22 protein-coding genes and 1 pseudogene are annotated in these 26,272 nt (G+C 61.3%); 12 read left to right on the top strand and 11 right to left on the bottom strand.

Annotation, left to right across the window (positions count from 1 at the left end):
• Positions 1-131: pseudogene (locus tag LCF60_RS19065) on the top strand (bifunctional methylenetetrahydrofolate dehydrogenase/methenyltetrahydrofolate cyclohydrolase); the annotation flags it as partial.
• A gap of 106 nt (positions 132-237) precedes the next feature.
• On the opposite strand, the gene LCF60_RS19060 reads toward LCF60_RS19065, so the two are convergent.
• Positions 238-1,083, bottom strand: a complete 846-nt coding sequence (locus LCF60_RS19060; protein WP_292294003.1) for a DMT family transporter — start codon at positions 1,081-1,083, stop codon at positions 238-240.
• A gap of 100 nt (positions 1,084-1,183) precedes the next feature.
• Between LCF60_RS19060 and tdm the strand changes: the two genes are divergently transcribed.
• Positions 1,184-3,574, top strand: a complete 2,391-nt coding sequence (gene tdm / locus LCF60_RS19055) for a trimethylamine-oxide aldolase Tdm (RefSeq protein ID WP_292294001.1) — start codon at positions 1,184-1,186, stop codon at positions 3,572-3,574.
• A 96-nt stretch (positions 3,575-3,670) separates the two neighbouring features.
• Here tdm and glnT read toward each other — a convergent pair whose 3' ends face one another.
• The 4 genes from glnT to LCF60_RS19035 all read right to left on the bottom strand — a co-directional run bounded on the left by glnT (position 3,671) and on the right by LCF60_RS19035 (position 8,045).
• Positions 3,671-4,999, bottom strand: coding sequence for a type III glutamate--ammonia ligase (gene glnT / locus LCF60_RS19050; RefSeq protein WP_292293999.1), 1,329 nt, complete (start codon positions 4,997-4,999; stop codon positions 3,671-3,673).
• Positions 5,000-5,077: 78 nt separating this feature from the next.
• Positions 5,078-6,430, bottom strand: a complete 1,353-nt coding sequence (locus tag LCF60_RS19045) for an FMN-binding glutamate synthase family protein (protein WP_292293998.1) — start codon at positions 6,428-6,430, stop codon at positions 5,078-5,080.
• A gap of 7 nt (positions 6,431-6,437) precedes the next feature.
• Complete coding sequence (locus LCF60_RS19040) at positions 6,438-7,115, bottom strand: GXGXG domain-containing protein (RefSeq protein WP_292293996.1); 678 nt, start codon at positions 7,113-7,115, stop codon at positions 6,438-6,440.
• The gene (locus LCF60_RS19035) at positions 7,116-8,045 is read right to left on the bottom strand and encodes a glutamine amidotransferase family protein (RefSeq protein WP_292293995.1); all 930 of its coding nucleotides are present in this window, start codon (positions 8,043-8,045) and stop codon (positions 7,116-7,118) included. It abuts the gene before it with no gap.
• Positions 8,046-8,413: 368 nt separating this feature from the next.
• On the opposite strand from LCF60_RS19035, the gene LCF60_RS19030 reads away from it, so the two are divergent.
• The 4 genes from LCF60_RS19030 (at position 8,414) to dmmC (ending at position 12,329) form a co-directional block, all read left to right on the top strand.
• Positions 8,414-9,559, top strand: a complete 1,146-nt coding sequence (locus LCF60_RS19030; RefSeq protein ID WP_292293993.1) for an aminomethyltransferase family protein — start codon at positions 8,414-8,416, stop codon at positions 9,557-9,559.
• Between the two features lie 79 nt (positions 9,560-9,638).
• The gene (gene dmmA / locus LCF60_RS19025; protein ID WP_292293991.1) at positions 9,639-10,247 is read left to right on the top strand and encodes a dimethylamine monooxygenase subunit DmmA; all 609 of its coding nucleotides are present in this window, start codon (positions 9,639-9,641) and stop codon (positions 10,245-10,247) included.
• Complete coding sequence (locus LCF60_RS19020) at positions 10,244-11,230, top strand: PDR/VanB family oxidoreductase (RefSeq protein ID WP_292293990.1); 987 nt, start codon at positions 10,244-10,246, stop codon at positions 11,228-11,230. The genes dmmA and LCF60_RS19020 overlap by 4 nt, the downstream gene beginning before the upstream one ends.
• 10 nt (positions 11,231-11,240) lie before the next feature.
• On the top strand, positions 11,241-12,329 hold the full coding sequence (dmmC, locus tag LCF60_RS19015; RefSeq protein ID WP_292293989.1) for a dimethylamine monooxygenase subunit DmmC: 1,089 nt from the start codon (positions 11,241-11,243) through the stop codon (positions 12,327-12,329).
• A 29-nt stretch (positions 12,330-12,358) separates the two neighbouring features.
• Here dmmC and LCF60_RS19010 read toward each other — a convergent pair whose 3' ends face one another.
• Positions 12,359-12,985 (bottom strand): helix-turn-helix domain-containing protein, encoded by a 627-nt coding sequence (locus LCF60_RS19010; RefSeq protein ID WP_292293987.1) that lies wholly within the window; start codon positions 12,983-12,985, stop codon positions 12,359-12,361.
• Positions 12,986-13,184: 199 nt separating this feature from the next.
• Here LCF60_RS19010 and LCF60_RS19005 point away from each other — a divergent pair, with 199 nt between their 5' ends.
• A complete protein-coding gene (locus LCF60_RS19005; protein ID WP_292293985.1) occupies positions 13,185-14,132 on the top strand; it encodes a helix-turn-helix domain-containing protein in 948 nt (315 codons plus the stop codon).
• A gap of 13 nt (positions 14,133-14,145) precedes the next feature.
• Here the strand turns inward: LCF60_RS19005 and LCF60_RS19000 are convergent, their stop codons facing one another.
• From LCF60_RS19000 to LCF60_RS18985, 4 genes are read right to left on the bottom strand one after another with little or no spacing between them, the layout of a single operon-like run.
• Positions 14,146-14,706 carry a sarcosine oxidase subunit gamma gene (locus LCF60_RS19000; protein WP_292293983.1) on the bottom strand — a complete coding sequence of 187 codons (561 nt, stop codon included), beginning with the start codon at positions 14,704-14,706 and terminating at the stop codon, positions 14,146-14,148.
• Positions 14,699-17,653, bottom strand: coding sequence for a sarcosine oxidase subunit alpha family protein (locus tag LCF60_RS18995; protein ID WP_292293981.1), 2,955 nt, complete (start codon positions 17,651-17,653; stop codon positions 14,699-14,701). The genes LCF60_RS19000 and LCF60_RS18995 overlap by 8 nt, the downstream gene beginning before the upstream one ends.
• Positions 17,650-17,937 (bottom strand): sarcosine oxidase subunit delta, encoded by a 288-nt coding sequence (locus LCF60_RS18990; protein WP_292293979.1) that lies wholly within the window; start codon positions 17,935-17,937, stop codon positions 17,650-17,652. The genes LCF60_RS18995 and LCF60_RS18990 overlap by 4 nt, the downstream gene beginning before the upstream one ends.
• A gap of 13 nt (positions 17,938-17,950) precedes the next feature.
• Positions 17,951-19,201 carry a sarcosine oxidase subunit beta family protein gene (locus LCF60_RS18985; protein ID WP_292293977.1) on the bottom strand — a complete coding sequence of 417 codons (1,251 nt, stop codon included), beginning with the start codon at positions 19,199-19,201 and terminating at the stop codon, positions 17,951-17,953.
• Positions 19,202-19,609: 408 nt separating this feature from the next.
• Here LCF60_RS18985 and LCF60_RS18980 point away from each other — a divergent pair, with 408 nt between their 5' ends.
• From LCF60_RS18980 to LCF60_RS18965, 4 genes are all read left to right on the top strand, one after another.
• Positions 19,610-21,217: an ABC transporter substrate-binding protein gene (locus tag LCF60_RS18980; RefSeq protein WP_292293976.1), complete on the top strand. Its 1,608-nt coding sequence runs from the start codon at positions 19,610-19,612 to the stop codon at positions 21,215-21,217.
• Between the two features lie 133 nt (positions 21,218-21,350).
• Positions 21,351-22,307 carry an ABC transporter permease gene (locus LCF60_RS18975; RefSeq protein WP_292293972.1) on the top strand — a complete coding sequence of 319 codons (957 nt, stop codon included), beginning with the start codon at positions 21,351-21,353 and terminating at the stop codon, positions 22,305-22,307.
• A gap of 12 nt (positions 22,308-22,319) precedes the next feature.
• Complete coding sequence (locus LCF60_RS18970) at positions 22,320-23,384, top strand: ABC transporter permease (protein WP_292293970.1); 1,065 nt, start codon at positions 22,320-22,322, stop codon at positions 23,382-23,384.
• Positions 23,385-23,386: 2 nt separating this feature from the next.
• The gene (locus tag LCF60_RS18965) at positions 23,387-25,060 is read left to right on the top strand and encodes an ABC transporter ATP-binding protein (RefSeq protein ID WP_292293968.1); all 1,674 of its coding nucleotides are present in this window, start codon (positions 23,387-23,389) and stop codon (positions 25,058-25,060) included.
• A gap of 92 nt (positions 25,061-25,152) precedes the next feature.
• On the opposite strand, the gene LCF60_RS18960 is transcribed toward LCF60_RS18965, so the two are convergent.
• Positions 25,153-25,275, bottom strand: a complete 123-nt coding sequence (locus LCF60_RS18960) for a hypothetical protein (protein ID WP_292293966.1) — start codon at positions 25,273-25,275, stop codon at positions 25,153-25,155.
• A gap of 532 nt (positions 25,276-25,807) precedes the next feature.
• On the opposite strand from LCF60_RS18960, the gene LCF60_RS18955 reads away from it, so the two are divergent.
• On the top strand, positions 25,808-26,272 hold a 465-nt coding region (locus LCF60_RS18955; RefSeq protein ID WP_292293964.1), incomplete at its 3' end, for a transporter substrate-binding domain-containing protein.

Raw genomic sequence — 26,272 nt, 5'->3', positions numbered from 1 at the left:
AAATCGCCGGCGCCATCACACCCGTGCCCGGCGGCGTCGGGCCGATGACCATCGCCTGCCTGCTCGCCAACACCGTGACCGCCTGTTGCCGGGCAAACAACGTCCCCGAACCGGAAGGGCTCACCGCGTGAGAGCCACGGCATGGGGTCCAGGATTGCCGAGCGGGCCGCCGGTTCGAGAGAGGTTTCTTTCCTCAAGGAGATCGCGGACTGGACCCGCGGGTCCAGGTCCTGATCGTCACCACGCAAGGTACCCGATGGCGAGAAACGCGATCAGACAGCCGGTCCATTGCGGCGTGGTCATGCGTTCCCGGAGGAAGGTCCAGGCCAGCACGATCGTGAAGAGCCCGAACATCGAAGACGCCACCGCCGCGAATTGAGGATTGTCCATGGTTCCGGCCTTCAGGACGGCCAGAAGGGCCACCCCGTCGAGAAGCCCCATCAGGGTCAACGGGATCATGGCGCCGCGCCCGACCCGCAGGGGAGGTTTCTTCACGGCCACCAACACCACGAGCAAGCCCAGTGCGGTCAACCGCGCCAAGAGCGTGGACTGTAATTCGCCGTCGAGCGCGGCGGCCATCTGGCCCAGCTTGAAGGTCACGGCAAACCCGATGGCCGACACGACAGACAGGGCGATGGTCGGCCCTTTCGGCGGGACCGGTTCGCCGCTCTTGTCGGCCAGGCTGGCAACGACGCCGACACCCAGCACGATCATGAGAACGGCGGTCACCTGGTCCAGACCGATGCGGGCGCCGGACATGGCCGCCAGGGCGATGGACAGGATCGGATAGGCTCCGATGATCGGGCTGACCAGGCGCACGGGGCCCCGTTCGAAGGCATAGTAGAGTCCGAGGCTCGCGATCAGGAAGGCGACCCCGGACCCGATGGACAGCCAGAACGCGTCACCTTGCGGCAGGCGCAGGACGTCGATCGTTGCCAGAACGGTCACCTGGAACAGAAGCCCGACCGCCAGAACGAAAAGCAGGGCGCCGATCAGCGGCACGGTCCGGCTGAGATAGCGGATCGAGATGTCGTGCAGACCCCAGCAGACAGCCGCCAGAAGGCCAAGGGCAATTGCATTCATGCGTGTCTCCTGCTTGCGAGATCGTCCCGGATATGTGCTTGAATGGCTTGCACGCGGTGGCGTCTGATATTATTCTTGATGTTAAATATATTTTCCGCTTATGCAAGTGCTCGGAGGGCTCACGTTGGCGACGCAATACCCTAATGTCATTCCGGGGCCACCAAAGCCCAGTTCGATTCTGCAGCCGCGCCTGTTTTCGCTGCCGCCCGGTACGGAACGATACGTCGTCGAAGGGTCCGGTGCGATCCTGGTGCGGCTTGAAACCGGCGACAGGCTCGAAATCGAGAACATGGAAGGCGGACAGCCCTGCGAGATCGTCTGTGCCGATTCCGCCGGATCCTTCGACACCGGCTTGATCGGAGCGACCGGACGCGGTCTGCCCGCCGGTCTTCATGCGCTTTTGTGTTCGCAGGATCCGTCGCTGCGCAGCCTGCGCATGGGGATCGAGGCGCGAGGGCTTGATCTTGCCAAGGCGCAGGCCGTGCACCTGTTCGAACGCGAAACGCCGGCCGGGACGAAAGAAAGCTTTACGGCGACGCGCGACGGCATTGCGATCATCGCCGCTCCGGGCGGGATCATGGATTTCGAGCGCCAGGACACCGCCACGCCGCTGACCGTCCATATCCGGCGCGCGATGCTCAAATCCGTGGCGCGGTTCGCATTGCCGGATCCGCTGGCCGATCCGGTCACCGAAATCCGCGTGCATTCCGCGACCGCCGAGGCCTATTTCGTCAAGGCGGGCGATTACATCCAGATCCTTGATGTGGACGGGCGCCAATGCACCGACTTCCAGTGTTTCGCGGCGCGCAAGCTGGACAAGGGGATCGAGCACGCGCTTGACGTGACCACCACGCGGACATTGATGGAGCACGCCTACCCCATGCCGGGGCTGCATGCGAAATACTATGATCAGGACATGCTGCCGCTGGTCGAGGTGATCCAGGACACCTGTGGACGGCATGACGCTTTCGCTCTGGCCTGCACGTCCAGGTATTATGACGATATCGGCTATCCGGGCCACGTGAATTGCTCTGACAACTTCAACGCGGCGCTAGCCCCGCATGGGGTGACGGGGCGCGCCGGCTGGATGGCGATCAACTTTTTCTTCAACACCGGAATAGATGAACACGGTGTGATGTATTCCGACGAGCCTTGGTCTCGACCGGGGGACTACGTGCTGCTGCGCGCGCTGACCGATCTTGTCTGTGTCAACTCGGCCTGCCCGGACGACACCTCTGCCGCCAATGGCTGGAATCCCACCGACATCCACGTCCGCACCTATAGCGGGAAGGACACCTTTCAACGCGCCGTTGCTTACCGGCCCACCCCCGACGCGGAACCGAAAATGACGAAACAGACAGGCTTTCACGACCGGTTCGCCCGGTTCACCGAGAATTTCATCGAGTATAACGGATATTGGCTGGCCAACAGCATGTCCACGGCGGGGCCGATCGACGAATACCACGCCTGTCGACAGAAATGCGTGGTCCTGGACCTCAGCCCGCTGCGCAAGTTCGAGATCACCGGTCCGGACAGCGAAGCCCTGTGCCAGTACATCTTCACCCGCAACATGAAGACCCTGCCCGAGGGCGGGGTAGTCTACACGGCGATGTGCTATCCGCATGGGGGCATGATCGACGATGGCACGGTGTTTCGGCTGGGCAAGGACAATTTCCGCTGGATCGGCGGGTCGGACTATGGCGGCGAATGGATTCGTGAAAAGGCCGAGGAGCTGGGTCTCAAGGTCCTGGTGCGATCCTCGACCGACATGCAGCACAACATCGCGGTGCAGGGGCCGGAAAGCCGAGACCTGCTGAGGAAAATCATCTGGACCGCGCCGCATCGGCCGAATTTCGAGGATCTGGCATGGTTCCGGTTCACGCCAGCCCGGATCGGCGATGATCAGGGCATTCCCGTCGTGGTGAGCCGCACCGGTTACACCGGCGAGTTGGGGTACGAGATCTTCTGTCATCCCAGACACGCCGGCGCCGTGTTCGACGCGGTCTGGGACGCCGGTCAGGATCACGGGATCACCCCGATGGGGCTCGAGGCGCTGGACATGGTCCGGATCGAGGCCGGGCTCATCTTTGCAGGTTACGATTTCAGCGACCAGACCGACCCGTTCGAGGCCGGCATCGGGTTTACCGTTCCGCTCAAATCCAAGACCGACGACTTCATCGGTCGGGAAGCGCTGATCCGGCGCAAGGAACATCCGGCGCGCAAGCTGGTCGGGCTCGAGATCGACAGCAACGTCACGGTCGGGCACGGCGATTGCGTGCATATCGGGCGGGCTCAGATCGGCGAGGTCACGTCTTCGATGCGGTCTCCCATCCTTGGCAGGAATATCGCGCTGGCGCGGGTCGATGTCGCGCATCACGAGATTGGCACAGCTGTGGAGATCGGCAAGCTTGATGGCCATCAGAAACGCTTGCCGGCGATGATCGTGCCCTTTGCCCATTACGATCCGCAGAAAACCAGGCCCCGTTCGTGAGTCGACCAGGCTGAGTTTTGCCAAGGGTTGACCCGGAACGGGAAAGGGCCACGGTGATCCTCACCGTGGCCCTTTTTTTGGGCGTCGCCCGGACGATCAGATATCGAGCGTGTTGTCCCGCTCCCACTGGCTGAAATGGGTGACGAAGGCATTCCATTCCTGCATCTTCATCTTGATGTAGGAGGCCGAGAATTCCGTTCCCATCGCGTCTTTCAGCGCGGTGTCCCTGTCGTATTCGCGGATTGCATCCAGCATGTTGAGCGGCAGCTTGGGCGCGCCGCGCACCGTGTGGCCGTCGGCATACATGTCGATGTCGTAGCGCTTGCCGGGGTCCGCCTTGCTGCGAATGCCCGATAGCCCTGCGGCGATGATCACGGCCTGCAGCAGGTAGGGGTTTGCCGCGCCATCCGGCAGGCGCAGTTCGAAACGGCCGGGTCCGGGCACACGGACCATGTGGGTGCGGTTGTTGCCGGTCCAGGTCACCGTGTTCGGAGCCCAGGTCGCCCCCGACATTGTGCGTGGGGCATTGATCCGCTTGTAGCTGTTAACGGTCGGATTGGTGATCGCGGCCAGGGCGCTGGCGTGCTTCATGATGCCGCCGAGAAAGTGCTTGCCGCGCTCTGACAGTCCGACTTCACCCGTCGGTCCATCGCCGTCCCCTGCAAAGACGTTTGTCTTGGCATCGCTTCCGGGGGCGTCCCAGACCGAGACATGCGCGTGGCAGCCGTTGCCGGTCAGGCCTTCGATGGGTTTCGGCATGAAGGTCGCGCGGAAGCCGTGCTTCTCCGCGACCGACTTGGTCATGAACTTGAAGAACGAATGCTTGTCCGCGGTCTTGAGAACGTCGTCATATTCCCAGTTCATCTCGAACTGTCCATTCGCGTCTTCATGGTCGTTCTGGTATGGTCCCCAGCCCAGTTCGAGCATGTAGTCGCAGATTTCGCGCACCACGTCATAGCGCCGCATCACCGCCTGCTGATCATAACAGGGTTTGGCGGCGGTATCGAAAGGGTCGCTGATCTGGTCGCCCTCGGGTGTCAGCAGGAAGAACTCCGCCTCGATCCCGGTCTTGACGTGCAGGCCCTCTTCCGCAGCCTCGGCGATCAGGCGACGCAGCACGTTGCGCGGAGCCTGCGCCACATCTTCGTTCTCCATGACGCAATTGCTTGCGACCCAGGCCACTTCGGGTTTCCAGGGCAACTGGATGACCGAGTCCGGGTCCGGCACGGCCAGCATGTCGGGATGCGCCGGCGTCATGTCGAGCCAAGTCGCAAAGCCGGCAAAGCCCGCGCCGTCTTCCTGCATGTCCGCGATGGCTTGCGCCGGGACCAGTTTGGCGCGTTGTCCGCCAAAGAGATCCGTGAAGGAAATCATGAAATACTTGATGCCTCTTTCCCGGGCGAAATCTGCCAGATCCACGGTCATTCTTTTATATCCCTGTTCGTTTCATTTCTTATTGGAAGGGGGAGCGTTTTGCATCGCTCCCCCTTGTGTCGGTATCGTTCAAAAACCGGTGCCGGGCTTTCCGGGCCACCAGTCTGTTCCTGCAAGCGGCACGCGCGCCATGGCAGCGGCCTCCATGGTCAGCGCGCACAGATCCTCTGGTTCGAGATTGTGCAGGTTGTTGTGTCCGCAGGCCCGGGCAATCGTCTGGGCCTCAAGCGTCATGACATTGAGGTAATTGCGCAGGCGGCGGCCCGCATCGACAGGGTCGAGCCGTGCCTGAAGCTCCGGGTCCTGCGTTGTGATGCCCGCCGGGTCCCGGCCTTCGTGCCAGTCATCATAGGCCCCGGTCGTCGTGCCCAGCTTCTGGTATTCGGCTTCCCATTTCGGGTCGTTGTCGCCGAGCGCGATCAGCGCCGCCGTTCCGATCGCCACGGCGTCGGCACCCAGCGCCATCGCCTTGGCCACGTCGGCCCCGGATCGGATGCCGCCCGACACGATCAGCTGCACTTCGCGGTGCACACCGAGATCCTGAAGCGCCTGGACCGCCGGGCGGATACAGGCGAGGGTCGGTAGGCCCACATGTTCGATGAAGACGTCCTGCGTCGCCGCCGTGCCGCCCTGCATGCCGTCAAGCACCACGACATCGGCCCCCGCCTTTACCGCAAGCGCCACGTCGTAATAGGGGCGGGTGCCGCCGACCTTGACGTAGATCGGCTTTTCCCAGGCGGTGATTTCACGCAACTCGAGGATCTTGATCTCGAGGTCGTCCGGCCCGGTCCAGTCCGGGTGGCGACAGGCCGACCGCTGGTCGATGCCCTTGGGCAGGTTGCGCATGTCCGCGACCCGGTCCGAGATCTTCTGTCCAAGAAGCATGCCTCCGCCGCCGGGCTTGGCGCCTTGACCAACGACAATCTCGATGGCATCGGCCTTGCGCAGGTCGTCGGGGTTCATGCCATAGCGCGACGGTAGGTACTGGTAGACCAGCTTGGTTGAATGGCCCCGTTCCTCGGGGGTCATGCCGCCGTCGCCCGTCGTTGTGGATGTGCCCGCTTCGGACGCGCCGCGCCCCAGCGCTTCCTTGGCCCGGCCGGACAGCGCGCCAAAGGACATGCCCGCAATGGTGACCGGGATGTCCAACTCGATCGGCTTTTTGGCAAACCGCGTGCCGAGGGTGACCTTGGTGTCGCACCGTTCGCGATAACCTTCGAGCGGGTAACGCGAGACCGACGCGCCGAGGAAGAGCAGGTCGTCGAAATGCGGCACGCGCCGTTTCGCCCCCCCGCCGCGGATGTCGTAGATGCCGGTGGCCGCCGCGCGGCGGATCTCGGCGTTGACCGGGTTCGAGAAGGTCGCCGACTGAAGGGGCACTGTCCGCGGGGGACCGTCGTCTTTTACATCTTTCACGGTCATGGACTCCTCAATACGCGTTGTCGATTTTGAAGGTGTAGAGTTGGCGAGCCGATCCGTAGCGCCTGAACTCCTCGGGCTTTGCATCGCAGCCGCCCTTTTCAAGCAGATCGCGCAGGATCTCGATATGTTCGGGGCGCATCTCCTTCTCGATGCAATCCGCACCAAGGGACTTGACCGATCCGCGCACGAAAAGCCTGGCTTCGTAGATCGAGTCGCCCAGGGCGTCTCCGGCATCGCCGCAGACGACAAGGTTGCCCGACTGCGCCATGAAGGCGGACATGTGGCCGACATTGCCATGCACCACGATGTCGATGCCCTTCATCGAGATGCCGCAGCGCGAACTGGCGTTGCCCTTGATGACAAGCGTCCCGCCGTGGCCGGTCGCTCCGGCATATTGCGACGCGTCCCCATCGATGATGACGGTGCCGGACATCATGTTTTCGGCCACGCCCGGCCCAGCGGAGCCATGAACCAGAATGGTGGCCTGCTTGTTCATTCCCGCGCAGTAATACCCGGTCGAGCCTTTGACATTGACTTCGATCGGAGCGTCCAGACCGACGGCGATGGCATGGCTGCCCTTGGGGTTGACGATTTCCCACTTGGTCTGATTGGTGGTTTCGGACTGGGCGTGCAGTGCGGAGTTCAAGCCGCGCAGCCCCTCGGCTTCCAGGTCGTAGGTCTGCATTTACGCGGCCTTCTTGCTTGGAGTTTCGGTTTTGCCGTGGGTCCAGAAATAGACGGTCGCCGGTTCCGGCTCCCAGACGCGGGCGGTGTCGATGCCGGGCAGATTCACCAACGCGCGGTATTCCGAACCGAAGGCGACATACTGGTCGGTTTCCGCCATCACGGCCGGTTTGCAGGCGATCGGATCCCGCACCACGCCGAACCCGTCCTTGGTGCCGACGACGAAGTTGAAGAACCCGTCAAGATCGTCGAGCGATTGCTCGAGCGCCTCGCCCAGAGTTGCGCCGTTCTGCATTTTCCAGGTCAGGTAGGCCGCCGCCACTTCGCTGTCGTTCATGGTTTCGATGTGGATGCCTTCGCGCTGCAACTTGCGCCGCAGCGTATTGTGGTTCGAAAGCGAGCCATTGTGCACGAGGCACTGGTCGGACCCGGTGTTGAACGGGTGGGCGCCAAGCGTGGTCACGGCGGACTCGGTCGCCATGCGCGTATGCCCGATCCCGTGGGTGCCGGACATCGACGTCAGGTCGAAGCGGGTGGCGACATCCCGGGGGAGGCCAACCTCCTTGTAGATCTCGAGAGAGTCACCGAACGACATGACCCGCACCGTCGGAGCGACGGATTTGATCTGGTTGCGCACATGCTCGGATTTGCCGGCAGGCACCGTCAGAACGGCATGCGTGTCGCGTCGTTCAACGGAGACCGGTCCACCAACCAGCGGCTGGAGGACGCTCGCCAGGCTGGCAAAGTCTTCGTCCGGGTTTTCCGATTGCACGGTCAGCTTGGAGGTGCCGGCCGCAGGCGCGCCATAGATCGCGATGCCGGCGCTGTCCGGCCCCCGATCCGTCATCGTGATCAGCATGTCAGTGAGCAAAGCACCCAATTGAGGTTCAAGTGCTTTGTCTTTCAGGAAAAGTCCAACGATTCCGCACATTTCAGCGACGCTCCACGTGTTTGATTCCATCACCCCCAAGGGTCTACACGAAGACGCTAGCATCGACCAAATACCGCCGCAACTGGAATGAATATTTTTTTACTGATAGGCAATTTACCTGATTGGATCGCCTAATTTTTAATCACGAGGGCCTGTACGACTATCCTGCGCTTCGACAACCGCCTGCCAATCCGGCGTCAGTTGCGCTTGGGCGCGGTGCCTTCGACCGTCAGGTGAATGCGATCAAATTTTGGGCAAGCCATCCTCAGAATATTCCCCGCAGGAAATTTATTTTACATTGATGTTGATTTTTCAAAAGACATCGGTCTGAATATCTCCAAGCAAGACAGATCAGGGAGTCTCACCGGATGGGGATCATCTACAGAACGTCGGCGCTCGCACAGCGGCATGCCGAGATCGGCGGCGCATTGGAAGATTGGAACGGCATGGGCACCGCCTGGTTCTATGACCATTCCGACGAGAGGGCGAAGGCCGATTACGAGGCGGTTCGGACCAGGGCCGGGCTGATGGATGTCTCGGGACTCAAGAAAATTCACCTGAGCGGGCCGCATGCGGCAGCCGTGATCGACCGCGCCACCACCCGGAATGTCGACAAGATCATGCCAGGCCGCGCCGTCTATGCCTCCATGCTGGACGATCGCGGGCTCTTCATCGACGACTGTGTGATCTACCGTCTTTCGGTCAACAGCTGGATGGTCGTGCATGGCACCGGAACCGGGCATGAAAGCCTCGCGATGGCGGCGCACGGAAAAAGCGTTTCGATGATCTTCGATGACGATCTGCATGACATGTCGCTTCAGGGTCCGGTCGCCGTGGATTTCCTTGCCAAACACATACCGGGCATCCGCGATCTGGCATATTTCGGCATCATCCAGACCAAGCTGTTCGGCAAGCCGGTCATGATTTCGCGCACCGGCTATACCGGGGAACGTGGATACGAGATTTTCTGCGAAGCGCGGCATGCCATCGCGCTTTGGGACGCGATCCTCGAGGATGGCAAGGACATGGGCATTCGGCCGGTTCAGTTCTCGACCCTCGACCTGCTGCGCACGGAAAGCTACCTGCTGTTCTTTCCCGGTGACAATTCCGAGACCCATCCCTTCGCGGATCAGCCATGTGGCGACTCCCTCTGGGAATTGGGTCTCGACTTCACCGTGTCCCCCGGCAAGACCGGCTTTCGCGGCGCCGAGAACCATTATGCGCTGAAGGGCAAGGAGCGGTTCAAGATTTACGGGGTCCGCCTTGAAGGCACGACTCCTGCCGGCGAAGGTGCAGAGCTTGTGAAGGATGGTGCGGCAGTCGGTGTCGTCACCTACGGCATGAACTCCGATCTCAACGGCCACAATGTCGGTATTGCCCGCATGCCCGTGGACTGCGCGGTGCCCGGTACCAAAATGACCGTCCGAAATGCCGATGGCACGGAAATCGCCTGTGTGGCGGAAGAGATGCCGTTCTACGACAAGGACAAGTCAATCCGGACCGCCAAGGGCTGACACATCAACCTGGAGCATCGCCGACGCCGGGGGTGCTATTTTACTTCCTGTATCGATCAAGTGGGAGACATCGAACCCCATGACAAAATTTCAGTTTCCGGAAAGCATCAGGAGCCGCCCGGTCTATGGCACGCTCGAACCAAGGCCGGGAAAAGCGCATCTGATGATCGCCGATGCCGAGGGCGCCGAAGCGTTGCTTGATCTGGCGACAAGGGAGGCACGCCTGTTCGCGCAAGGCCACATCATCTACATCCCGAAGACGACCGGCGAGACCTATACCCAAAGGCTACGCGACCTTGGGCCTGCGCAGTTTCATGTCGGCCCCACCTACGAGGCATCGGTGCCGCGTATCCGGCGGGTTCTGTCGGATGCGCATATGGGCTTGCAGGTCTATCTTGCCGGAACCGAAGGGTTGATGGGCCAGGCACAGAACGAAGCGATGCAGGCCGGGATCCCACACAGCGCCATCCAGACGGAGCACCGCGGGTCGGTCGCGCGCCGAATGCAATGCGTTCACTGCAAGGGCATCACCGAAGACGTGGTCACGGACCCGTTCGTTTGTTCGCATTGTGGCCTGAACCTGTTTGTCCGCGACCATTATTCCCGCAGATTGGCGGCCTTCCAGGGCGTCTGCATAGATGCCGAGGACCCGGGAAACCTCCCCGATCCGGTGGAGCTTTACACATGAGTGCGGCCCCCCAGAAAGCCAGGGCCGGCGCGGAAAAGATCGACGTCATCGTCAGCGCCGTTGTTCCTCTGAACGAACTTGTGACCCGCTTCGAATTCACCCGCGCCGACGACAAGGCGTTTCCGCCCTTTTCGGCCGGGGCGCATACCGTGGTCGAGATGCGCGATGGCGACCGGCTGCGTCTGAACCCCTATTCGCTGATGTCGGATCCGGCGGACAGCTCGCAATATGCGATCTCGGTGCGCCGCGACGATGCGGGGCGGGGCGGATCCCTGTTCATGCACAGGTCCGTCAAGGTCGGCGACCGGATGAAGATCAGCTATCCCGTCAACCTTTTTCCGCTCGATCTGCGCGGGCGCAAGCACGTGTTTCTTGCCGGCGGCATCGGCATCACGCCTTTCATGGCGATGATTGCGCATCTCGAGCGGATGGGAGGCGCATGGGAGCTGCACTACGCCTGCCGGAACGAGGCTCTTGGCACCTATGTCGATCAGCTGACCTCAAGGTACCCGAACAAGGTGCATGTTTATTTCGACGATCGGAACCAGGCCATTGCGCTCGAAGATTTGCTCGACGGGCAACCGCTTGGCACGCATGTCTATGTCTGCGGCCCGAAGGGCATGATCGATTGGGTTCACGCCACCGCCGCCGCGCATGGATGGCCGGACGAGAACGTGCATTCCGAAGAATTTCTGGCGCCCCAGCCGGGCAAACCCTTCGAGGTCCGGCTGTGCCGGTCAGACATCACCATCCAGGTCGGTGAGAGCGAAAGCCTGCTCGAGGCGATGGAACGCTGCGGCGTCGATGCGCCGTTCCTGTGCCGTGGCGGCGCCTGCGGGCAATGTGAAACCGATGTCATTGAGGCCGATGGCACGTTTGTTCATCGCGATCACTGGCTGGACGACGAAGACCACACCAGCGGCAAGAAGATCATGCCCTGTGTCAGCCGCTTTGTCGGCAAAAGCCTTGTGCTAGATCGGTAGGGGACAAGCCATGACGATCCAATTCAACACCGAAACGTTTCGCGACGACTACTCCTTCCGAAACTCGGACTGGGCAATCAAACGGTTTCCCTTCCCGTTCCACGAAGACAGCTACATGTATTCGGTCAACATGGAACAACACCGTGGCGGCCCCGAAGGGTCTGTCTATGAAAAGCGGTTCGACGTGGATGAACATTACGTGTCGGAAATGCAGGACCGGGCGATCGTGTTGGCGGACGACCCTCTGCGGTGCCAATCCCTGCCGCACATGACCCTGGCCGGGTGGGACACTCTCGAACTCATCATGGTCAGCAAATCCGAGGATTACCCGGACCTTTTTGAACTGCACCGCGACGGCAACCGGTGGCGCTGGATCAACAAGCCGATGGGCATTGATCATACATTCACGTTCCTGGATGAAACCACGCTGCCCTGCGGCCCGCTTGAATACATCACCCGCCAGGCCCAGGGCGATTACGCCGTGCTCGATCAGCGTGGCGACATGCTTTACATGGATGCGGGCATGGTCACGACGCAGGCGGATTGGTCGCTCGATTTCGACATCGGAATGGATTTCTTCGAATGGCATGCGCCGGTGCCGCTGGCGCATGAGATGGGGATCTTCAAGCGCGCTCTGAAATTCCTCCTGAACATTCAGCAGGGCGCGCCGGCGCGGCGCCTGAACTGGACGATGACGGTGAACCCGTTGCTTGATACCAGCCCGGAAAACTATCACAAATGGGGGATCCAGAAGACCAGCCTGACCCCCGAAAATATCGGCGCCAAGCAGCATTTGCGGGTCGAATTGCAGACCTTCTACCGTTTGCCGCGCTCCAATGCGCTTCTGTTCCCGATCCGCTGCTACCTGATTGCCTTTCAGGATCTCGTGAGAATCCCCAAATGGGGCCGCCGCCTGCATCGTGTCGTGCGCGACCTTCCCGATGAACTGGCCACCTACAAGGGCTTCATCGCCAACCGTCCGTTGATGCTTGACTATCTTGGCCGGCATGACGACGGGCTGCCGACTTCACCGGGGGTCTGGCCGGATCTCGACAGCGAACCGCCGCTTCAGACGCAAAACGATGCCCGGTCACGGTAGCCCGCGTCTCTCGATGCTGCTCGGGAAGATCAGGATTTCTGCTGCGGGTAGCAGATGATCGACAGGTATCGGATCGGCAGCTCGACCAGCCGTTCCGGTCCGTGTGGCGCATCCGCGTCGAAATAAAGCGTATCACCGGGTTCCAGCGGATAGATCTCATTGCCATGCAGGTAGTCGACCTTGCCCTCGAGCATGTAGATCATCTCGATCCCTTCATGCTGGAAGGTCTTGAACGTGTCGGATTCCTGCGTCAGCGTCAGAAGATAGGGTTCGACAATCACACCGCTGGAATTCGACCCGATATGCCCGAGCAGGTTGTACTGATGCCCGGCGCGGGTGCCCGCGCGTTCGATCTCGACGCCCTCTCCGGCCTTGGTCAGCAGGGCTTCGCGGTTTTCCTCGTAGCCTCGGAAAAAGGCCGTGAGCGGAACCGACAGGGCATTCGCCAGGGTTTGCAACGTGGTCAGCGACGGCGAGGTGTTGCCGTTTTCGATCTTGGACAACATCCCGATCGACAGGTCTGTCAATTTGGCCAACTCGGCCACGGTAATGCCCTGCTGTTTGCGAAACGCCCGCACTTCGCGGCCGATGGCCACTTCGAGCACCTTTTCCCGGCCTTCGCGGACACTGTGTGGGTCTTGAAGAAGTTTGGTCATGCGCTGACCCGTCGCTGCACTCATCGCCCGCCCTCGAAGGTTTCAACTTGGGATAAGACACGTATAACTGCCTGAACTCTAGCCAGCATTCCCGGAATTGCATATTTTTTCAATCGTTCGGATACCCGACCTTGGGGAAACACGAAAGGCCACCGTGATGCCGACGAAAATCGGATTTCTGCTTTTCCCGGGCTTTCCAATGGCTTGCCTGACCTCGGTGATCGAACCCCTGCGCGCGGCCAACGAGATCTCGAACGCGCACATGTTCGAATGGATTCTGATTTCCGAGGATGCGAAGAAGGTGATCTCGAGCGCCGGGATCGGGTTCGATCCCGATGTCGGACTGCGGGATGTCGGTGATCTGGACTACCTGATCCTGCTGTCGGCACCGACCGCACGTTTCACGGACCGGCGTTCCGCCGCCCAACTGCGCCTGATCGACCGGCACGGCACGATCCTCGGGGCCATCAGCGGCGGCGTGTTTCCGCTTGTCCGCAGCGGCGTGGTCCTGAAGGATCGCCTCTCGGTGCACTGGTGCTACGAGGCGGCCTTTGCAGCGGAATTTCCCGAGATCCCCCGCAGCGACGAGGTGATCGAGATTTCGACGCAGCGCATCACCGCGTCTGGGGCGGCTGCGGCGTTTGACGTTGCGCTGAACCTGATCCAGACCGCACTCGGCGGGGATGTCGCGAACGAGGTCGCGTGCTGGTTCCAGCATCCGATGATGCGCAAGGCGGGTGTACGCCAGACCCTTCCGGTGCGGCACACCATCGACCCGGACACCGACCTGTCGCCGATTGTGTCCCGCGCGATCAAGATATTCGCCGAGGACCTGTCCAACCCGGCCGCCGTGGCCGACGTTGCAGAGCGGTTGAACATCACGCCGCGCCATCTTGAACGGCGCTTCAAGCAGTCGACGGGCCAGAACCCGACGCGCTATTTCCGGCATTTGCGGATGCAGGCGGCGCGGCAGATCGTGATGTACACCAACGACGCGATTGCAGACGTCGCGGCGGCGGTCGGCTATGCAAACGCCAAGCCCTTCGTGAAGCATTACAGGTCTGCCTTCGGCCTGACCCCGCAGGAAGACCGCAAAAGGATCAACCTCTACCGCGTCGAGAGCAATCTGCCGGTGCCGTCGGTCTGATCAGGCGGGCTGATCAATGCGCAGACCGCATCGCGGTCAGCAACGCGTGGTGCAGCGAGTTCGCCGCGGACCGAGGCCCTAGGACCGAGATATGCGCGGGCGTCCGACACAGCAGGAAACAGCCAAGATGCTCGATCGCGGTGCGCACGGCCTCGCCGCCGGTGAAGGCGCGGGTGTTGGCTGAACAGAGCCGTTCGAAGACGTCTGCAAGCCGCTCTCCCGAAAGGTCGAAGCGGCACCAGGCGTCGGTCTGCTCGGTTACGCTCATCGCGCCCTCAGACGTGGCGGCAAGCTGCGCGGCAAGGTCTTCGTGAGTTTCCAATGGCGCTTCGACCATCCACTGGTCCGGTCCCATCCAGAACGCGGTCAGGGTCTTGCCGCCGTGCCGTGCCGGGGCAGGGGTCTCTGACCCCAAGACGGACGCGAGGATGGCCGCGGTGTCGGCCTCGCGCCCCAGACGGGCGGCGACCGATGCCAGCGCGGTGTCCGTCACTTCGGTGAGGGTCACCGGGCCATGCGTTTCGATCACCGGCTCGTGTTGGCCAAGTGGTGTCATGGGTTTCAGATCATGCACGGAGTCGGTCTCCCTCTGGATCGACGAAATGCGCGCTGACAACCTCGACATCGTGGTCGATACCGGTCAGCGGGCTGACCAGTCGGATCACCTCGCCCATGCGCGTGTCGCCCGATTTGAGATAGGCCAGCGCGATGTGGCAACCGAGGTTCGGCGAATAGCAGGCCGAGGTGACATAGCCCTGATCGTTGGCTGCGGACACCTTGGTGCCTTTCGTCATTAGGTGCGCGCCAGCAGGCACTGTGTGGTCGGGATTGACCGGCTTCAATCCGACCAGCTTGAGCGCGTCAGCCTCGTTCAGCCCTTCGCGTTCCGAAAGAACCGACCCGATGGAATCCTTCTTCTTCGAGACCATCCGGTCCATTCCAAGGTTCAGGGCCGTGATTGTTCCGTTGAGTTCGTTGCCGGTGGCGTGCCCTTTCTCGATCCGCATGACACCCAGAGCCTCGGTGCCGTAGGGGACGACATCGAATTCCGCGCCGGCCTGCATCAACCGGCGGATCAGGGCGTCGCCATAGCGTGTCGGCACGGCGATCTCGAAGGCCAATTCGCCCGAGAACGAGATCCTGAACAGGCGCGCCCGCAAGCCGCCGCAGACCGTGACAGCGCCGCAGGCCATGAACGGAAAGGCGTCGTTCGAGATGTCGAACTCCGGGTCGACGATCTTTTGCAGCAGCGCCCGTGAATTCGGGCCGGCCACGGCGAATTGCGCCCAGGCTTCGGTGGTGGAAATCAGTTGCACATCCATGTCCGGGAAAAGGCACTGACGCACAAACTCCATATGCCGGTAGACCGGAACGGCATTCGCGGTGGTTGTCGTGACGACGAAATGGTCTTCGGCCAGACGGGCGGCAGTGCCGTCATCCATCACGATCCCGTCCTCGCGCAGCATGAGGCCGTAACGCACCTTGCCGACGGCCAGCTTGGCGAAACCGTTGCAGTAGACGCGGTTCAGGAACTCGGCGGCATCCGTGCCCTGCACGTCGATCTTTCCAAGCGTGGTCACATCGCAGATGCCGACGGATTTGCGCGTCTGTGTCACCTCGCGGTCGACACTTTCGCGCCAATGGGTTTCGCCGGGCTTGGGGAACCATTGGGCGCGCAGCCAAAGCCCGGCCTCGACGAATGTCGCGCCCTGTTCCTCGGCCCATTTGTGACTTGGGGTCTTGCGGGTCGGGCGGAAGGTCTCGTCGCGCGACCGGCCGGCAAAGACACCCATGGCCGTCGGGGTGTAGGGCGGCCGGAACATCGTTGTGCCCACCTCGGGGATGGATTTGCCCGCGACCTCGGCCATGATCGCAAGGCCCGCCATGTTCGAGGTCTTGCCCTGGTCCGTGGCCATGCCAAGCGTCGTGTAGCGTTTCAGATGCTCGACCGAGACGAAGTTTTCCTGATGCGCCAGCTTCACGTCCTTGGCGGTGACATCGTTCTGCTGATCCACCCAGGCGCGCTTGGCGCGGGTGACATGCCAGAACGGCGTGATCCGGACCGGCGCATCCTCGGCCTGCGGCAGGTCCGTGGGCTTGGCGTCTATACCCAGATCCGCAAGAGCCTCCTGCGCCGCTTTCCGGCCTGACACCAGGGCGCCGTGCGTGCTGAAATCACCAGCCGCAGCCCCTGCGGGGATCATGCCGGGGGGCAAGGTGTCGCCCGGAACGAAGGCGCTGATCGCATCGTTCCACACGGGCCGTCCGCGTTGGTGGCAGGTCAGGTGCACATTCGGGTTCCAGCCGCCCGAAACACCCAGCGCGCCGCAGGTGATGCGGCGGATGCCACCCTTGGGCATCTTGACCTCGATCCGGGTCAGACCAAGCCGTCCCCAGGTCTGGTCGATCTCACCGCCTGCGATCACGTCATAGAGGTCCGAGCCAGGCGCGTCCGTGCGGGTGTCGATCACGGCAACCACCTCGACCCCCTTGGCGACAAGGTCGCTGGCGGTTCGGTGGCCATCGTCGTTGTTGGTGAAGATGGCGACCTGCTTCGCGGGCGTCGTCCCCCAACGGTTGGCATAGGCCCGGATCGCCGAGGCAAGCATGATGCCGGGCCGGTCATTGTTCTCGAACACGATGGGCCGTTCGGTGGCACCCGCCGCGAGGATCGCGCGTTTCGAATAGACGCGCCACAGGATTTGGCGCGGCTTGCCGGGCAAGGGTTCCGGCAGGTGGTCGCTGACCCGTTCGACAACGCCATAGATACCGTGATCGAACGCGCCGATCACCGTGCTTCGGGTCATCACCCGGACATTCGGCATCGAGGACAGCTCTGCCATGGCGGCGGCGGCCCAGTCCGCTCCGGTCTGATCGCCCAGCGTGAAGGTTTCGGCATTGAGACGTCCGCCGGGCAGGTGATCCTCGTCGGCAAGGATGACCTGCGCCCCGGCGCGTCCCGCGGTCAGCGCAGCGGCAAGCCCCGTGGGCCCGGCACCGATGACCAGAAGGTCGCAATGCAGAAATCCCTTGTCATAGCTGTCGGGGTCCGGCTTGTGGCTCAGCGTTCCCAGACCGGCGGCCTTGCGGATGATCGGCTCGTAGACCTTTTCCCAGAATGCCGCGGGCCACATGAAGGTCTTGTAGTAGAAACCGGCGGCAAAGAAATTCGACAACTGGTCATTGACCGCCATCGCATCCCATTTGAGCGACGGCCAGCGGTTCTGCGAATTGGCGGTCAGTCCCTCGTAAAGTTCGGCCGTGGTGGCGCGGGTGTTGGGTTCCTTCCGCGCACCGCTGCGCAATTCGACAATCGCGTTGGGTTCCTCCGAACCGGCGGTCATCGGGCCACGCGGACGGTGATACTTGAACGACCGCCCCATCAGGCGCACGCCATTGGCAAGCAGGGCCGAGGCCAGCGTGTCACCCTCGAACCCGGAATAGCCGATCCCGTCGAACTTGAACCGCAGCGGTTTGCTGCGGTCGATCAAACCGCCTTCGAGACGATTGGAACCGGTCATTTCGAACGCCCTTCCCTGCGGGCCACGTCGCGGGCCAGTTCGACGGATTTGATCTCGTGCGTGGTGGTGTCGCGCGTCACGACAAGCCACGACCGGTCCCCCTGTTCATGGAACCAAAGCTCGCGATGGTCGCTGGCCGGGTTGTCACGCAGGTAGCCGTAGTCGATGAATTTCGCCAATGCGTCCTCGGCCTGCCAGTCGGGGCGGTTGATCAGCGACGCGTCGCCCTTGTAGACGAACTCGCTGGCGTCGCGCGGGCCAAGAAGGGGGTGATCGATCAGCATGTCTGATGGTCTCTCAATGCAGGTTCGGCTGGTTGCCCATGCCTTTTTCGTCGATCATCCGGCCTCTTTCAAAGCGATCGAACCGATAGGCGGTGGCGGTTTCATGCGGTGTGTCGGTGGCCAGCAGATGGGCATAGGCAAAGCCCGAGGCCGGGGTCGCCTTGAAGCCGCCGTAACACCAGCCGCCGTTGAAATAGAGCCCGTCGATATGGGTGCGGTCGATGATTGGCGACCCATCCATCGACATGTCCATGATCCCGCCCCAGCTTCGCAGAAGGCGCGCGCGCCCCAACATCGGAAAGATCGCCATACCGCCTTCGCAGACATCCTCGACCACCGGCAGGTTGCCGCGCTGGGCGTATGAATTGTAGCCGTCGATATCGCCACCGAACACCAGTCCGCCCTTGTCGGACTGGCTACAGTAGAAATGTCCCGCGCCGAAGGTGATGACGCCCGGCAGCACCGGCTTGAGCCCCTCAGAAACGAAGGCCTGCAAGACGTGGCTTTCGATGGGCAGGCGCATTGCGGCTTTTTGCATCAGCCGAGAGGACGACCCGGCGACGCAGGCCGCAACCTTTTTTGCGCCGATGAACCCGCGCGCGGTTTCGACGCCGGTACAGGTGCCGTTTTCGATGCGAAACCCCGTCACTTCGCAATTCTGGATGATGTCCACCCCGCGCTGATCGGCGGCGCGGGCGTACCCCCAGGCGACTGCGTCGTGGCGTACGGTGCCGCCCCGATGCTGGGCCAGACCGCCCTTGATCGGGAAGCGGGCGTTGTTCACGTTCAAGAACGGATAGCGGTCGCGGATCCGCGTGGTGCTGAGCAATTCGGCATCGGCCCCGTTCAGGATCATCGCATTGCCGCGCCGGATGAAGGCGTCGCGTTGCGCATCCGAGTGGATCAGGTTCAGGATACCGCGCTGGCTGACCATCGCATTGTAATTCAGCTCTTGCTCCAGCCCTTCCCAAAGCTTCAGCGAGAATTCGTAAAACGGCTCGTTTCCGTCCAGCAGGTAGTTCGACCGAATGATCGTGGTGTTGCGCCCGACATTTCCTCCACCGATCCATCCCTTTTCCAGCACGGCGATGCGGCTTTGCCTGAATTCCCTGGCCAGATAATACGCGGTCGCCAGACCGTGCCCACCGCCGCCGATAATGACATAGTCATACTCGGCTTGCGGCGCAGCATCCCGCCACGCCGGACCCCAGCCCCGATGTCCGGTCAATGCTTCCTTGATGACCTTGAAACCTGAATAGTTCATCGAATCCGACTCCTTTGCGCCATCCTTACAAGCCTAGCGGCAAAGGTCTCGGGCGGTTTCGGACACAAGTGGGGCCAAATCGGACATCCTGGTGGCGGTGCCCGGCGACGGCTTCAGGCGTCTCGAAGTCAGAAAGCGACATCCAGATCACGTGGTGATTTGGTGAACCGGAGAGGCCGAGCGGTGGGGTTCTTGTCAAAAAGCACTCCGAACTGCGTCGCACTTTTTGCAATTTTTCATAAATTACCTGTGAAAAGCAATTTTTGGCAACGGGGTTTATACCTGCATCAGTTCGTGCTTTGATAAAAACATGTCGGTTTTGTTCAAATCAAATGTCTGATTGGATACAAGACTAGGGAATTCGGCTTCCTCCGCTCTGGCGGAGGCCAGAGACAACAGGGAGTTATCATGACCAGAAGAAATCAAAAGCTTATCGACCGGATTGCGGAAGAGGCGCGCAACGGCCGAATTTCACGCCGCGACTTCATGAATTATTCGCTTGCCGCAGGCCTCACGGCCACCACGGCAACGGGTCTCTGGACCACCAAGGCATCCGCCCAACCCAAGAGCGGCGGTACCTTCCGCTGGGGTCTGCACGACGGCAACAGCTCGGACACGCACGACCCCGGAACCTATGTCACCCGGCAGATGATCTTCCTCGGACACACGCATCGCAGCTATCTCACCATGATCAATGGCGACGGGTCGCTTGGCCCCGACCTTGCCACCAACTGGGAAGCCAGCCCCGACGCGACCGAGTGGACATTCGAGTTGAACCCCGCGGCGTCCTTCCACAGCGGCAAGCCGGTGACGGCAACGGATGTGATTGCATCGCTCAACCACCACCGCGGCGACGAGTCCACGTCGGCGGCCAAGGCGCTGCTGACGGACGTGACGGACATCACGGCGGACGGGGAAAACACGATCGTGGTCACGCTTGCGCGCGGCAACGCGGACCTTCCATGGCTGATGACGGATTACCACTTCGCGATCTGCCCGGCCAATGACGATGGTACGATCGACTGGCGGTCCGGCGACGGATCAGGCCCCTACAAGATCGAAGATGGCGAATTCGGCGTATCCTGGCTGTTGAGCCGCCATGACGGCTGGCACGGCGAAGGGGCCTATTTCGACGAGGTGCGGATCTTGGTCCTGAATGACCCGAACGCGCGCCAGACCGCGCTCGTGACGGGTGACGTGGATGCGGTATCGCTCATCGAGCTGAAGACGATGGCCCTGATGCAGCGCGATCCCAACATCGTGATTCACAACATTCCTTCCGCCGCAGCGATCACCATGCCGATGCATTGCGACACCGCGCCTTTCGACAATGTCGACGTGCGCAATGCTCTCAAGCTGGCGATGAACCGCGACGACATCATCGAAAAGATCGCGTTCGGCGCGGCGACCAAGGCGAACGATTTCCATCATTCGCCCGCGCAGCCCTATTGGCCCGAAGGCATCGAGCAACGCGAATACGATCCCGATCAGGCCAGGTCGCTGCTGAGAAAGGCCGGAGCCGAGGGGCTGACGGTGAACCTGAGCACTGCCGACAGCGTCTATGCCGGTGCGGTGGACATGGCCGTGCTTTATGCCGAACACGCCAAGGCGGCCGGGATCAATGTCAACGTCGTGCGCGAACCGAATGACGGGTACTATTCCGATGTCTGGCTGGTAAAGCCGTTCACGCTGGTTTCGTGGGGGGCCCGTCCGACGCCCGACGTGATGTACACGCTGGCGTACAAGAGCGATGCCGCCTGGAACGAAAGCCGGTGGCAGAACGAGCGCTTCAACGAGCTGCTCTTGCAGGCCAAGTCGGAACTGGATGACAGCCTGCGCGCGGAAATGTACCGCGAAATGGCGATCCTGGCGAAGGATGACGGGGGAACGATCATCCCGTTCTTCAACAATTTCGTCTATGCCAACCGCGCCAATGTCGGGACGCCGGACCAGCTTGCCGCAAGTTGGGAAAACGACGGCGCACGAGCAGCCAGCCGGTGGTGGTTCACCGACTGAGGCGGCGAATGCCAAGGGGCCCCGGAGGACATCCGGGGCCTTTCCATAAACTGGTGCCCGGTGACTGCGCCTAGCGTCACAGCCAGTTCAAACGACCCGGCACAAAGAACCGGACATCAAAACGGGGACATCCATGGGTGACATTGCTTCACTTATTTTCAAACGACTGGGCTATGGTCTGATCACACTTCTGGTCATCTCGATAATCATCTTCTTCATGGTCGAACTCCTGCCCGGGGACATCGCTCAGGCCGTTCTTGGCCAGGGTGCGACGGAAGAAAACCTGGCCGCGCTGCGCGAGGAAATGGGCCTGAACAAGCCCGCAGTGGTCCGATATCTCGAATGGCTCAGCGGAGCGGTGGTCGGCAATTTCGGGGAATCCATCGTGACCGGAGAACGGGTCAGCTCGGTGATCACCGAACGTTTCATCAACACGCTTTTCCTGGCAGCTTACGCGGCCGTCATCGCCGTGCCGTTCGCGATCACCCTCGGCGTCATCGTCGCCTTGTTGCGCAACACCGTCTTCGACCGCGTCGCCAACGTTCTGACACTTACCTCGATTTCCAGTCCGGAATTCTTCCTGGGATACATTCTCATCCTCTACCTGTCCGTGAAGGCGCAGATGTTCCCGGCCATCGCGAGTCTCAGCGCTGACATGACGTTTCTCGAACTGCTGCATCGAACCTTCCTTCCGGCGCTCACGCTGGTGCTTGTCGTGACGGCGCACATGATGCGCATGACCCGCGCCGCGATCATCAACCTGCTGGCGTCGCCCTATATCGAGATGGCACGTCTCAAGGGGACACCGCCCTGGAAGGTGATCGTGAAACACGCCCTGCCGAACGCATGGGCTCCGATCATCAACGTGGTCGCGCTGAACCTGGCATACCTGATCACCGGTGTCGTTCTTGTCGAGGTGGTCTTCGTCTATCCGGGAATCGGCCAGTCCTTGGTGGACGCCGTTTCCAAAAGGGATTTCCCGGTTGTCCAGGCCTGCTGCCTGATCTTTGCAGCAACCTTCATCCTGCTGAACCTCGCGGCCGACGTCGGCGCGATCCTGACCAACCCGCGCTTGCGGCATCCGAAATAAGGGGACGGACCAATGAGCATATTCGTCATCACATATTTCGGTCTCCTGATCGGGGTCTCCTGCCTTGCGGCCTATTACGAAAAGCGCAGCGCCTTCCTGATGCTCTTCTCGTTGACGCTGGTGTCTTTCGTGCTGGGCATCGTCGGCGGGACCGGCGCGCTTCGGTCCGTCGCCATCGGGGCAGGGATGCTTGCCTTCGCGGCCGGCGTGTCCTTCGCGTTCCGCGAATTCCTGGTGGCCATCACGCCGCCCAAGCTTGCCAAGGAAATCAAGACGGCGCCCCTGACGGCCTCCTTCGGGATGTTTGTCATCTTCACCTATGCCATCGCCGGGATCTTCGCGCCGTGGATCGCTCCCTACGGGGAATCCGAGGTGATCTCGTCCGCATTTGCGCCTGCGGATGCAAACATGCTGCTGGGCGCCGATCAGCTTGGCCGCGACATGTTCAGCCGTATCATCTACGGCGCGCGGAACACCGTCGGTCTTGCCTTGCTTGCCACCATGGCGGCCTTCTTCATGGGTGCGACCGCCGGGCTTCTTGCCGCGGTCAAGGGCGGATGGTTCGACCAGTTCATGGGGCGTTTTGCCGATGTGATCATGTCGATCCCGTCGCTGATCTTTGCGCTCCTGATGCTGTCGATCTTCGGGCCGGACATCACGGTGATCATCATTGCGGTGGCCATCATCTATGCACCAAGGGTATTCCGCCTGACGCGGGCCGTCGCCGGCAACGTGGTCGTCATGGACTACATCGAGGCGGCCAAGCTGCGTGGCGAGAAAGACGGCTATCTGATCCGCAAGGAAATCCTGCCGAACTCGACCGCGCCACTGGTGGCGGAGTTCGGGCTGGAATTCTGCTTCGTCTTCCTGCTTGTGGCCGGCCTGTCCTTCCTTGGCCTGGGGATTCAGCCGCCGACGGCGGATTGGGGCTCCATGGTGCGCGAGAACGCGACGCTGATCTCCTTCGGGGAAATCACGCCGCTCATTCCGGCTGCCGCGATCGCCCTGCTGACCGTGGCCGTCAACTTTGTCGTTGACTGGATGCTGTTCCGGTCCTCCGGCTTGAAGGAGCAATGATCATGACAGATACATCAGCAATCGCACCGGGGCTGAAAAAGGACGTCCTGCTCAAGATCCGCGATCTCAAGATCGAGGGCTTCACAGGAGAGACCTGGGTCCCGATCATCAAGGGGGTCGACCTGACCCTCCACCGGGGGGAGGTCATGGGCCTCATCGGGGAATCGGGTGCCGGGAAATCGACCATCGGCGCGGCCGCCATGGGCTATGCAAGGGACGGCACGCGGATTTCCGACGGGTCGATCGAATTCGACGGGATCGAACTGACGACCTCGACCGAAGGCGAAAAGCGGGCGCTGCGCGGTGCGCGGATTGCCTATGTCGCGCAATCCGCAGCGGCGTCGTTCAACCCGTCGCACAAGCTGATCGACCAATACACCGAAGCGCCGCTGCAATACCGCATTCAGAAGCGGCTGGAGGCCCAGGAAGACGCAATCGAGCTTTACGAACGGTTGCGCCTGCCGAACCCGGGCGAGATCGGGTTCCGCTATCCACACCAGGTGTCGGGTGGCCAGCTTCAGCGCGCCATGACGGCAATGGCCATGTCCTGCCGACCGGACCTGATCATCTTCGACGAGCCGACAACCGCGCTCGACGTGACCACCCAGATCGAGGTGCTTGCCGCGATCCGCGATATCGTCGACCAGTTCAACACGGCCGCCATCTATATCACGCATGACCTTGCCGTGGTGGCGCAGATGGCCGACACGATCAAGGTGCTGCTCAAGGGCGAAGAGGTCGAGGAGGCGTCAACCGAGGTGATGCTCAAATCACCCAAGGAAGACTACACGAAATCGCTCTGGGCGGTCCGGAGTTTCGAACGGCCGCAAAAACCGCGGCCCGAAAACGCGACGCCGCTGATCTCGGTTCAGAACGTCGATGCGTCCTATACGGGCGGCGACAAGGTTCTGGATGATGTGTCCTTCGACATATACGAAGGCATGACCGTCGCCGTCGTCGGCGAAAGTGGCTCTGGAAAATCGACCACGGCGCGTTGCATCACCGGCCTTCTGCCCCCCAGCAGCGGACAGATCCTGTTCAAGGGAGAACCGCTGCCGCCGAAATACACGGACCGGAGCAAGGACCAGTTGCGGCAATCGCAGATGATCTACCAGATGGCGGACACGGCGCTGAACCCCAAGGTGCGGATCTCCGAGATCATCGGCCGCCCGGCCCAGTTCTACTCCGGCCTCAAGGGGACGGCTCTCAAATCGCGGGTCGACGAGCTTCTCGACCTGATCGAACTGGAGCCCTCGAAATACTATGACCGCTTCCCGCCAGAGTTGTCGGGAGGCCAGAAACAGCGCATCGGGATCGCGCGGGCGCTGGCTGCGGAGCCTACCTTCATCATCTGTGACGAGGTGACAAGCGCGCTGGACCAGCTGGTTGCCGAAGGCATCCTCAGGCTTCTGGACCGGCTTCAGAAGGAACTGAACCTGGCGTACATGTTCATCACCCATGATCTGGCCACCGTGCGCGCCATCGCCGATGAAGTCGTGGTCATGCAGCACGGCAAGGTGGTCGAGCAAGGCCCCAAGACCGAGATGTTCAAGCCGCCGCACCATCCCTACACGGACCTGCTGCTCAGTTCGGTTCCGGAAATGGACCCGAACTGGCTGACGACCTTGCTGGAAGAGCGGGGCGTGGACAATGTCGGAGAGGCGGCAGACGTCTGACCGCAGGCCAAGAAAAAGGACAAGTCGCCAGCGCGGCGGCTTGTCCTAGAATGACTGCGTCATACGTTCTCTCGTCTGGCTTATCCCAGATCCTAGATGATAGCGAAAGCGGTCGCGCCCATCGTCCCCAGAATGATAAGATAGACGAGAAGCAACGCCGGGAATGTCGCACTGCGCGTGCGGTATTCACGGATCAGATCGTCACGTGTCAGCATCTCGTCCTCCATTGATCTTGATGCGGTTCAGTCCGGTCGAATCACGACCATGGCCGGCACGTAAGATAGCCCCCTGAGTCGTTCAAGCGGGAATTTGAAGACAATTTTAAAGTGGATCGGAAATGCCAGAACGGTCTGTCTGGGCGGCTGTCGGAGCACACTCGGAAAAATTGGGTAAGCCACTGGAAATGAATGGTTTATCTGGTCTCAATGCTCGGTTCTCAATGTTGCTGAAATGCACCGCATATGCGCGCCAAATCGACCCAAGTTTGCATCCCTGCGAGAACCCGCGGTTCTGAAGACGCAGTTTGGTGGCAGGCAGGGCCATGCGGGCCGCCAATTGACAGCGACAGTGCACGAAGCCATCGATTTGCGCGCCAGTGCTCAAACCCTTGGCAACCAATGTATCGTCTATAACCTTTCCTTATCAACTTATGCATAAATTCATCAACAACTCATAAACGGTCCTTGCGTCATGGATGCCTCTGCTGAAGGCTTGCGGCAGTCGCAAATGCAAAACAGGATCTGGATCATGAAATTCTTTGTTTCCGCAGCGTCTCTTGCTGCCACTTTATTTCTCTCCGGCGCAGCTTTCGCGCAGGACAAGTACACCGTCGCGCTGGATGGCACATTCGCGCCGCATGCCATGCCAAAACTGGGGGGCGGGATCGAAGGCTTCAACGTCGATCTTGCCAACCTGATTGGTGAACGGCTGGGCGCCGAGATGGATATCGTCGCGACGCAGTTTTCCGGCATCCTTCCCGGATTGCAGGCCGGCACCTATGACTTTGTCGTGGCGCCCACGACGATCACCGAGGAACGCGCCGGGAACCTGCTGTTTTCCGAAGGCTACCTGAACACCGATTTCCTGTTTCTGGTCGGGAACGATGCCCCGGAGATCACGGACATGAAGGAATTTGAGGGCAAGGTGATTGCCGTCAACAAGGGGTCGGCCTATGACAGCTGGGCGCGCGAACTGGCCGACGAGATCGGCTGG

This window comes from Marivita sp. (genome assembly GCF_020055635.1).
GTDB lineage: Bacteria > Pseudomonadota > Alphaproteobacteria > Rhodobacterales > Rhodobacteraceae > Marivita.
The sequence above is the reverse complement of the archived record's forward strand: the minus strand, read 5'-3'. Positions and strand labels throughout refer to the sequence as shown.